The organism is Qipengyuania sp. GPGPB31 (assembly GCF_038396345.1).
GTDB classification, from domain to species: Bacteria; Pseudomonadota; Alphaproteobacteria; order Sphingomonadales; family Sphingomonadaceae; genus Qipengyuania; species Qipengyuania citrea.
The window spans coordinates 104731-114631 of the sequence record NZ_CP149572.1 but is presented as its reverse complement, the minus strand read 5'-3'; the positions used below and the strand labels follow the sequence as shown (position 1 = coordinate 114631).

General features: G+C 65.6%; 10 protein-coding genes. 1 reads left to right on the top strand and 9 read right to left on the bottom strand.

The annotated features are described in order from the left end of the window. Nucleotides 1-21: 21 nt before the first annotated feature. Entirely contained in the window at nucleotides 22-627 is a 606-nt protein-coding gene (locus WKH79_RS00650) for a thymidine kinase (protein WP_160767561.1), read from the bottom strand. Nucleotides 628-729: 102 nt separating this feature from the next. Here WKH79_RS00650 and WKH79_RS00645 point away from each other — a divergent pair, with 102 nt between their 5' ends. Beyond that, entirely contained in the window at nucleotides 730-2379 is a 1650-nt protein-coding gene (locus tag WKH79_RS00645; RefSeq protein ID WP_341859292.1) for an AbgT family transporter, read from the top strand. Nucleotides 2380-2449: 70 nt separating this feature from the next. Here the strand turns inward: WKH79_RS00645 and rbfA are convergent, their stop codons facing one another. Genes rbfA through rimP form a run of 8 tightly spaced genes read right to left on the bottom strand, consistent with a single transcriptional unit; the run spans nucleotide 2450 to nucleotide 9764 of the window. Further along, nucleotides 2450-2851 (bottom strand): 30S ribosome-binding factor RbfA, encoded by a 402-nt coding sequence (gene rbfA / locus WKH79_RS00640; protein WP_050600344.1) that lies wholly within the window; start codon nucleotides 2849-2851, stop codon nucleotides 2450-2452. Then, nucleotides 2851-3390, bottom strand: a complete 540-nt coding sequence (locus tag WKH79_RS00635) for a DUF1697 domain-containing protein (protein WP_063507177.1) — start codon at nucleotides 3388-3390, stop codon at nucleotides 2851-2853. The genes rbfA and WKH79_RS00635 overlap by 1 nt, the downstream gene beginning before the upstream one ends. Continuing rightward, entirely contained in the window at nucleotides 3390-3800 is a 411-nt protein-coding gene (locus tag WKH79_RS00630; RefSeq protein WP_269420724.1) for a PaaI family thioesterase, read from the bottom strand. The genes WKH79_RS00635 and WKH79_RS00630 overlap by 1 nt, the downstream gene beginning before the upstream one ends. Then, nucleotides 3800-4231: a PaaI family thioesterase gene (locus WKH79_RS00625; protein ID WP_050600182.1), complete on the bottom strand. Its 432-nt coding sequence runs from the start codon at nucleotides 4229-4231 to the stop codon at nucleotides 3800-3802. Before WKH79_RS00625 ends, WKH79_RS00630 begins: the two co-directional genes overlap by 1 nt. Nucleotides 4232-4248: 17 nt before the next feature. Further along, nucleotides 4249-6792: a translation initiation factor IF-2 gene (gene infB, locus WKH79_RS00620; RefSeq protein WP_050600181.1), complete on the bottom strand. Its 2544-nt coding sequence runs from the start codon at nucleotides 6790-6792 to the stop codon at nucleotides 4249-4251. Further along, nucleotides 6792-7544 (bottom strand): DUF448 domain-containing protein, encoded by a 753-nt coding sequence (locus WKH79_RS00615; protein WP_341859291.1) that lies wholly within the window; start codon nucleotides 7542-7544, stop codon nucleotides 6792-6794. The genes infB and WKH79_RS00615 overlap by 1 nt, the downstream gene beginning before the upstream one ends. Then, nucleotides 7525-9186, bottom strand: coding sequence for a transcription termination factor NusA (nusA, locus tag WKH79_RS00610; protein WP_063512485.1), 1662 nt, complete (start codon nucleotides 9184-9186; stop codon nucleotides 7525-7527). Before nusA ends, WKH79_RS00615 begins: the two co-directional genes overlap by 20 nt. Continuing rightward, complete coding sequence (rimP, locus tag WKH79_RS00605; protein ID WP_050600178.1) at nucleotides 9186-9764, bottom strand: ribosome maturation protein RimP; 579 nt, start codon at nucleotides 9762-9764, stop codon at nucleotides 9186-9188. Before rimP ends, nusA begins: the two co-directional genes overlap by 1 nt. Between the last annotated feature and the right edge of the window lie 137 nt (nucleotides 9765-9901).

Below are 9901 nucleotides of genomic sequence, written 5' to 3'. Positions count from 1 at the left end.
AGCTAGATAGGGTGCGCCGGACTAACCCGCCAGCGGTTCGCCGGGATAGGCCCCGCCCAGCTTGTCCACGAAGTGCCGGCGGCACAGCGCGACATAACGGTCGTTGCCGCCGATTTCGGTCTGGGCGCCTTCGCTCACTGCCCGTCCCTCCGCATCGACGCGCAGGTTCATGATCGCCTTGCGCCCGCAATCGCACACCGCCTTCAGCTCGACCAGCGCATCGGCAATGCCCAGCAGCGTGGCGGAGCCGGGGAACAGCTTTCCCTGGAAATCGGTGCGCAGCCCATAACACAGCACCGGAATGTCCGCCGCGTCGGCCAGCCGCGCAAGTTGCCATACTTGCGTTTCGGACAGGAACTGCGCTTCGTCCACCAGCACGCAGGCAACCCGCTCCTTCGCATGGTCGCCGAGCACGCGCGCTTCGATATCGGTTTGCGCGTCGTAGCGATGCGCTTCGCTGGCCAGGCCGATCCGGCTCGAGATCGCGCCGAAACCCGGCCGGTCGTCGAGCGCAGCGGTCCACAGCGAGACCCGCATTCCGCGCTCGTTGTAGTTGAATGCGGCCTGCAGCAGCGTGCTGCTCTTTCCCGCATTCATGCTGGCATAATAGAAATAGAGCTTGGCCATGCGCTGGCCCTAGCCCCCGGCGGCGTCGCTGTTAAGAAGGGCGTCACATGCGATCGGGGATGATCGCCCCGACGAGAGACGACAAGAGACCAGGGAACTTCGATGGCTGAAGCGACGACAGCGGAAAACACCCAGACCGGCATTCTGGGCTGGGTCGAGCGGACGGGCAACAAACTGCCCGACCCGGTATTCATCTTCTTCTACCTGATTATCGCGCTGGTGATCGTATCGATCGTCGCGGCGCTCTCGGGCGTGTCGGCCTTCCACCCCACCGCCATCGACGAAGCGACCGGGTCCGCGCTGCGGATCGACGCGGTCAGCCTGCTTTCGCCCGAGAACATCCAGCGCCTGTGGGTCGAAATGCCCGCCACGTTCACGCACTTCCACCCGCTCGGCTACGTGCTCGTCGTGATGCTGGGCGCGGGCGTCGCGGAACGTTCGGGCTTCTTCGCCGCCGGCATGTCGAAAGCGGTCAAGAGCGCGCCCAAAGCAATGCTCACCCCGGTGGTCGCGCTGGTGGCGATGCTCGGCAACCATGCCGCCGATGCGGGCTATGTCGTGCTGATCCCGCTTGCCGGCATCCTTTTCGCCGCCGCCGGGCGCCATCCGCTGGCCGGGATCGCCGCCGCATTCGCCGGCGTATCGGGCGGTTTCTCGGCCAATATCTCGCCCGGCCAGCTCGATGCGCTACTGTTCGGGATCACCGAGGAAGCGGTGGGCGCGAGCGCGCTGGATCCGCTGTGGACTGCCAATATCGCGGGCAACTGGTTCTTCATCAGCGTGATGACCTTCGTGTACCTGCCGATCATCTGGTATGTCACCGACAAGATCGTCGAACCGCGGCTCGGCCCGTGGAAAGGCGGCGCGACTGCCGGCGCGCAGGCCGACGACATGAGCCCCGATCCCGCCGACGAAAGCGGCGCGCTGGCGGCCAAGGGGCTGCGGCATGCCGGCTATGCCGCGCTGTTCGTGGTCGCGCTCTGGCTGCTGATGGTCTTCGCCCCGGGCACGCCGTTGGTCGACGAAGCCGCATGCGAGGCGGTCCCTGCGGCCGATTGTTCGATCCATACGCAGCTTGCGCCGCTTTACCGCAGCCTTGTCGCCGCCTTCTTCCTGCTGTTCCTGCTGACCGGCTGGGCCTATGGCCGCGCGACCGGCAAGATCAGGTCGCACCGCGACCTGGTCGAGATGATGGCCGAGAGCATGAAGGACATGGGCTATTACCTCGTGCTCGCCTTCGCCGCTGCGCATTTCGTGGCGATGTTCGGCTGGTCGAACCTCGGCCTTATCAGCGCGGTGCATGGCGCGGCGGCGATCCAGTCGACCGGCCTGCCGCTTCCGCTGGTGCTCGGCCTGATGGTACTGTTCACCGGGTTGCTCAACCTGTTCGTGGGCTCGGCAAGCGCCAAGTGGGCACTGCTTGCGCCGATCCTTGTGCCGATGCTCATGCTGTTGGGGATCAGCCCGGAAGGCGCGACCGCGGCGTACCGCGTCGGCGACAGCGCGACCAATATCATCACCCCGCTGATGGTCTACTTCCCGCTGATCCTGGTCTTCGCGCAGCGCTGGCAGAAGGACTTCGGCCTGGGCAGCCTGACCGCGATGATGATCCCCTATTCGGTCTGGCTGCTCATCTCGGGGACGGTGCTGATCGTGCTGTGGTTCTACCTCGGCATTCCGCTCGGGCCGGATGCGCCGGTCGGCTACATGCTGCCGGAAGTCGCCGCGCCCACGGCGCCGCTCATGAATTGATCCATGCGATCGTCATCCCCGTCAGCGCGGGAATGACGAACCGCAGGTGCATGGAACCCCGGGCGCGCGCCTAGTCGTCGGTATCGTCGAGGTCGCGCGCGACCTTGGGGTCGGACAGCAGCTTTTCGATCCGGCTGGCTTCGTCGAAGCTCTCGTCGGGCTGGAAATTGAGCCTGGGGGCAAATTTGAGACCGAGCCGCTGCGCGACTTCCTTCTGGAAGAACGCGGTGTTGGTCCGCAGCGCCTTGAGCACCTGGCCCTCGTCTTCGCCGAGCAGCGGCTTCACATAGGCCTTGGCGTTGCGCAGGTCGGGTGTCATGCGCACTTCCGTCACCGCGATGTTGCTGGCGGACAGCACGTCGTCATGCGCCTCGCCGCGCGCGAGCAGTTCGGACAGGATATGGCGGACCCGCTCGCCCACCTTGAGGACGCGGACCGATTGCTGTTCGGGAGTGGAGTCGTTTCGGGCCATCAGGCAAGTCTTTCGGTAAGTCGCTTGAGCGATCGCATGTTGCGCGCCGTGCCCTGGCAGCCGAGGCGGCGCTCGATAAAGGCGGCAGTCAGCTTGCTGGTGCCGACACCGTTCACATAATCGATATGGAGTGCGCGTGTTCCGGGGGCGATCCGCTCGTCCCCGCGCCCGGCATGGTCGGCAAGGAGCCGTTCGAAGCGTTCCGGTCCGGGCTGCGCGGTGAGAAAGTGGACGTGGACGAATTTGTCTTCGCCCGTGCCGGAGAAGGGATTTTCCGCGATCGCCGCTTCCAGTTCGGCGGCGCTGAGTACCAGTGCGAAGGTATCGACGCCCAGTTCGCTGCGCACAATATCGGCAATCCGGTCGGGCAGTTCCTTTCCCAACACGCCGGTTGGCGGGTCGAACAGGATATTGCCGCTGGCGACGACGGTCTCGACATCGGCGAAGCCGTGCCTGGTCAGCGCGCCGACCAGATCCCCCATCGTGATACGGTTGCCGCCGACATTGATCGACCCGAGCAGAGCGAGACGACGCCCCATCAGGCGGCCCCGCCCGGGCGCGGCGTGGGGATCGCGGTGCTGGTTGCGCGGGCGAGCAGCTTGCCCGCCTCGTCGAACAGTTCGCCTTCGAGGAAGATGACCTTGCGCCCGCGGCGGATCACGCGGCCCTTGCCGATCACCGGCCCGGCCATGACCGGCTTCAGCAGGCTCATCGAGATGTCGAGATTGAGCGGCGCTTCTTCGTGGTCGGTGGCCCAGACATGCGCCCAGCCCATCACCTCGTCGAGGAAGCCCGCAACAAGCCCGCCCTGCACGCTGCCGCGCGGGGTGATGAAACTGTCGGGCGCGTGGAAACGCAGGGTGATTTCCTCGCGGTCCTTGTCGAAATGGTCGAACTTCACGCCCAGCAATTTGGCGTGCGGTGCGCCGAGGATGGCATTGTCGGCCATCAGTCGTCCTTTCCCGGCAGCGGCGTGGGAATGGCGCTCGAAGTGGCGCGCACCAGCAGATTGCCGTCCTTGTCGAACAGCTCGCCCTCGAGGAAGGCGACCCGTTTGCCCAGCTTGAGCACGCGCCCCCTGGCAGTGACGGTTTCCATCGGGACCATGCGCAAATAGGTGAGGTTCATGTCGAGATTGAGCGGCAGGCGCTGCTCCGCCGCACCGAAGCGGGCTTCGGTAACGGCGAGCAGCGCCCCGCCCATCACTTCATCGAGGAACCCCGCGATGAGGCCCCCCTGCACCGCGCCGCGCGGGCTCGCGAAGCTCGGCGGCGGGGTGTAGCGCGTGGTCAGCTCGCCCCGCTCCACATCGAAGGAGACGAAGTCGCTCGCCATCAGCTCGGCCGATGGCGAACGCCTGCCTTCGTGGATTTTCGCCATCCGTCCTCAGCCCCCGGTCACAGCGTGCGTTCGCGCTCCTCGACTTCGAAGACTTCGAGCTGGTCGCCCGCCTTGATGTCGTTGGTATCGGCCAGCACCACGCCGCATTCGAGCCCGGCGCGGACTTCGTCCACGTCGTCCTTGAAGCGCCGCAGCGATGCGATGGTCGTTGCCGAAACGATGACGTCGTCGCGCGTGAGACGGGCGAACAGGCCCTTGCGGATGACGCCTTCCTCGACCAGCAGGCCGGCGGCCTTGTCCTTCTTGCCTGAACGGAACACTTCCTTGACCGCGGCACGGCCCACGACGTGTTCGATCCGTTCCGGACCCAGCTCGCCTGCCATCTCCTTCGCGATTTCCTCGGTCAGGTGATAGATGACGTCGTAATACTTCATCTCGACGCCGTCGCGCTTCACCAGTTCGCGCGCCTTGGCGTTGGGACGCACGTTGAAGCCGATGATCGGCGCGTTGGAAGCAGCCGCCAGCTGGACATCGCTTTCGGTGATCGCACCCACGCCGGCGTGCAGCACGCGGACCTTGATGAGATCGTTCGACAGATTGTGCAACGCGGTCGTGATGGCTTCCACCGAACCCTGCACATCGGCTTTCACCAGTACGGGGAACTCGACCACATTCGACGCGAGGTTGTTGAACATCGTATCGAAGCTGGTCGGGGCCAGCGCGGTGCGCTTCTCGGTTGCCTTTTCCTGGCGGTATTCGGCGACTTCGCGGGCACGCTGTTCGTTCTCGACCACGCTCAGCACGTCACCGGCCGACGGCACGCCGCCAAGGCCGAGGACCTCGACCGGCATCGACGGACCGGCCTTCTTGATCTGCTTGCCCTGGTCGTTGACGATCGCGCGGACGCGGCCACTCTGCGTACCGACCACGAAGGTGTTACCGCGCTCCAGCGTACCGCGCGTGACGAGCACGGTGGCCACCGGGCCGCGGCCCTTGTCGAGCTGCGCTTCGATGACCGTGGCTTCGGCCATACGGTCGGGATTGGCCTTAAGCTCGAGCAGTTCGGCCTGCAGGCTGATCGCGTCGAGCAGCTTGTCGAGACCGGACTTCTCCTTGGCCGAGATTTCCACGTCCTGCACATCGCCCGACATCTTCTCGACGATCACTTCGTGTTCGAGCAGACGCGTACGGATGTTGTCGGGATTGGCTTCGGGCTTGTCCATCTTGTTGATCGCGACGATCATCGGGACGCCCGCGGCCTTGGTGTGATTGATGGCCTCGATCGTCTGCGGCATGATGCCATCGTCGGCCGCCACCACCAGCACCACGATATCGGTGACATTGGCACCGCGCTGGCGCATCTCGGTAAAGGCGGCGTGACCCGGCGTGTCGAGGAAGGTGATCGTATCGCCGCCCTTCGTATTCACCTGGTAGCTGCCGATATGCTGCGTAATGCCGCCGGCTTCGCCCTTGACGACATTGGCGCCGCGCAGGGCGTCAAGCAGGCTGGTCTTGCCGTGGTCGACATGGCCCATGATCGTGACCACCGCGGGACGCGGCTTGAGCGTCTCGGGCGGATCGACGTCATCGACATTGGCGATGTCGACATCGGCTTCCGAGACCTTCTGGATGTTGTGGCCGAACTGGTCGACCAGCAATTCCGCAGTGTCCTGGTCGATCGTCTGGTTGACGGTCACCATCATGTCGAGATTGAAGAGTTCCTTGACGAGATCGGCACCCTTTTCGCCCATCCGCTTGGCCAGTTCGCCAACCGTGATGGCTTCGGGGACGATGACGTCGCGGACCTGCTTTTCGCGCGGCTTCGAGGGGCCGCCCTGCATGCGGCGCTCCTTCTCGCGGGCGCGCTTGAGCGCGGCGAGCGAACGCGCGCGGCGTCCTTCGTCCTCGTTGAGGGCCTTGTTGACCGTCAGCTTGCCGGCGCGGCGCTTGTCCGGCTTCTCGGCAGTGCGCGCGGCCTTGTCGTCCTTCTTCTTGCGCTCGGGCTTCTTGGGCTCGGGGCGCGCAACCGGGGTGAAGCGGCGCGGCGCCGGCGACGGGGTCCCGGCAGCGGCCTTGTCACCCGCAGGCGTTTCCGCCGCGGTCTCGCCAGCAGCCGCTGCGGGTTCTTCCGCGGGCTGCTGCGCCGGCTTCTGCGCTTCCTCGGTAGCGGCCTTGGCGGCCTCCTCCTCGGCCTTGCGCTTCTCTTCGGCGCGTTTCTTCTGGTCTTCGGCAGCCTGGCGGGCCTGCTCTTCCTCGCGCTTGCGCGCGTCCTCGCTCTGGCGCAGGCGATCTTCCTCGGCCTCGCGCTGCAGACGCGCGACGCGTTCCTGCGGGGTTTCGTCGGCGGGCGCAGCCGGCTTCTTCGGCGCAGCCTTCTTGGCCACCGGAGCCGGTGCCGGCTCGGGAGCGGGCGGCGGCGGCGGCGGCGGGGGCGGCGCAGCAGGCGGGGTTTCGCCGGGCTTCACGAGCTTGCGGCGGCGCTTCACCTCGACCGCGACCTTGTTGGTGCGGCCGTGGCTGAAGGTCTGCTTGACCTCGCCCGGCTGAGCACCCTTGAGGGTCAGCGGCTTGCGGGCTGGTTTCTTGTCGTCGTCGCTCATTATTGCTCGTTTCTCTCGTTCGTCTCGTTCAGTTCGTCATCCGGCGCGCATACGGAGGCGCGCCGCTCAGCGGTGGGCAGGTCATGCCCCAGATAGTGCATGAGGCGCGTCAGCGGTTTCATGACCCTCGCGACCGCAGCATCATCGGCCAGCGCCAGATGGACGACATTGTCGCGGCCCAATGCCACAGATAGAGCGCTCCGGTCCAGTGGCAGTTCGAGACCGCGCTCGCCCGACCCTTCCGCATCGCGTCCGACGCGCCACGCCTGGTCGAGCTTCTTGCGCCCGTCTTCGCTGGCATCATTGGCATGCAACAGCATGGCCACTGCGCCCCCGCGCGCCGCTTCCGCGATGCGCTGGGTGCCCAAGATAAGGCTTCCGACGCGCATTTCGAGCCCCAGTCGGTCGAGCAGCACGCGAGTCAGCGCATCCTCGATCATCTGCGGCAGCGTTTCGGGCAATTCCAGATCGCCGGTCTTGAACGCGCGCGCCAGCGCTCCCTTCAGCTTGCCCGAGGCCAGCGCCGCTGCGAATTCCGCGCGCGGGGCACCGGTCCAGGCGCCGCGTCCGGGCGCTTTTTCATGCGCATCGGGCAGCACCAGTCCGGCAGGCGAAACCGCCAGCCGCACGAGTGTTTCGCGCGGGGCGGTCTCCCCCGAAAGAATGCACCGCCGTTCGGGCTCGGAAGCTTTCCGTGCCTTGGGCGTGCCAGCGATGTCGGACGTCAGGCGCTCATTGGGTGGAGTCCGCATCGGCGGCCTCCTGCGTGTCGGTCGCTGCGGCAGGTGCCGGGGCTTCCTCTTCGTCGTCGAACCAGTGCGCGCGGGCGGCCATGATGATCTCGTTGCCCTGCTCTTCGCTCAACCCGTATTCGCCCAGCACGCCGGCCTTGTCCTGTTCGCGGACCGAGGGGCGGCGCATCGGCGGACCGTCGGCATTGTTGCGCCGACGCGGGGCTTCGCGCTTCTTCTGGATCAGCTCGTCGGTGGCGAGATCCGCCAGGTCGTCGAGCGTCTTGATACCCGCCTTGCCCAGCGTCACGAGCATCGCTTCGCTGAGGTGCGGCAGTTCGGCGAGGTCGTCCTCGACGCCCAGTTCGCGGCGTGCCTCGCGATGCGCGGCCTCCTGGCGGTCGATCGCTTCCTGTGCGCGGTTCTGCAATTCGCCGGCCAGGTCTTCGTCGAAGCCTTCGATCGCCGCCAGCTCGTCGAGCTCGACATAGGCGACTTCCTCGAGTTCGGCGAAGCCTTCGGCGACGAGCAGCTGCGACAGCGTTTCGTCGACGTCGAGCTCTTCCTCGAACATCTTCGAGCGCTCGGCGAATTCCTTCTGGCGCTTTTCCGAGGCTTCTTCCTCGGTCATGATGTCGATCTGGTTGCCTGTCAGCTGGCTGGCGAGACGCACGTTCTGGCCGCGGCGACCGATGGCGAGCGACAGCTGGTCGTCGGGCACGACGACTTCGATGCGGCCCTCTTCCTCGTCGAGCACGACGCGGGCGACGGTGGCCGGCTGGAGCGCGTTGACGATGAAGGTCGCGCCGTCATCGCTCCACGGGATGATGTCGATCTTTTCGCCCTGCAGTTCCTGCACGACCGCCTGGACGCGGCTGCCCTTCATGCCGACGCAGGCGCCGACCGGGTCGATGCTGCTGTCGTGGCTGATCACGCCGATCTTGGCCCGGCTGCCCGGGTCGCGGGCGGCGGCCTTGATCTCGATGATGCCGTCATAGATTTCGGGCACTTCCTGCGCGAACAGCTTGCGCATGAAATCGGGATGCGCGCGGCTGAGGAAGATCTGCGGGCCGCGGTTGTTGCGTTCCACCTTGGTGATCAGCGCGCGCACGCGTTCGCCGACCCGCGCGGCTTCGCGCGGGATCTGCTGGTCGCGGCGAATCACGCCTTCGGCACGGCCGAGGTTGACGATCACATGGCCGAACTCGACCGACTTGATCACGCCGGTGATGACTTCGCCCGCGCGGTCCTTGAATTCTTCGTACTGGCGCTCGCGTTCGGCATCGCGGACCTTCTGGAAGATCACCTGCTTTGCGCTCTGCGCGTCGATACGGCCGAGATCGACCGGTGGCAGCGGATCGACGATGAAGTCGCCGACCTTGGCGTCGTCCTGCAGCTTTTCGGCGGCTTTGAGATCGATCTGCTTGAAGTAGTCCTCGACTTCCTCGACGACCTCGACGACGCGCCACAGGCGCAGATCGCCGGTCAGCGGATCGAGCTTGGCACGGATGTCGTTTTCCGCACCATAACGGTTGCGGGCAGATTTCTGGATCGCTTCTTCCATCGCCTCGATGACGATCGCCTTGTCGATCATCTTTTCCGAAGCGACCGAGTTTGCGATCGCGAGGAGTTCAGCCTTGTTGGCGGAAATGGCACTGGCCATCAGTCGTCTGCCTTTTCTTCGTCAGGAATGTCGGGGGTTTCGACAATTTCGTCGGCACCGCTCGTGTCGAGCGGCTGGGTGGCGGCAATCAGTTCGTCGGTCAAGACGAGCTTCGCCGAATGGATCTGGTCGCGGGGGACCGTAACGAGCCCCTGCTTGCGGTCTTCGATGGTGACGATGTCGCCGTCGATGCCCTTGAGTTCGCCGCGCAGGTTGCGCTGGCCGTCATAGCTCTTGGCCATGGAAATCTTGGTTTCATGGCCGGCCCAATTGGCGAAATCCTTCGCCCGGGTCAGCGGCCGGTCGATCCCCGGACTCGATACTTCGAGGTGATAGGCCCCGGCGATCAGCACATCGCCCTGCTCTTCGAGCGCATCGATCCGATCGGACACGCGGCGCGACAGGGCCGCGCACTGTTCGATCACCAATTGGCCCGTGGCGGGATCTTCGGCCATGATCTGGAGCGCCTCGCCGCCGTCACCGGCTTCGGACGGCATCATCTTGACGCGCACGAGCTCGAATCCAAGGGCCTGTGCCTCGGGTTCGATTACTTCGGTCAAGCGGTCCAGGTCGGCCATGCAGTCTCCAATACGCGCCCCATGCGACAATGGGGTTTCGTGCCGGCCCCTCGCGGCGCCAGCCCCTCCAGTGTCGCGACAATGTCGGGATGCCCAGCCAGATAGGCGCGAGTCCTGCGAAAAGCAAGCGGTAAGCG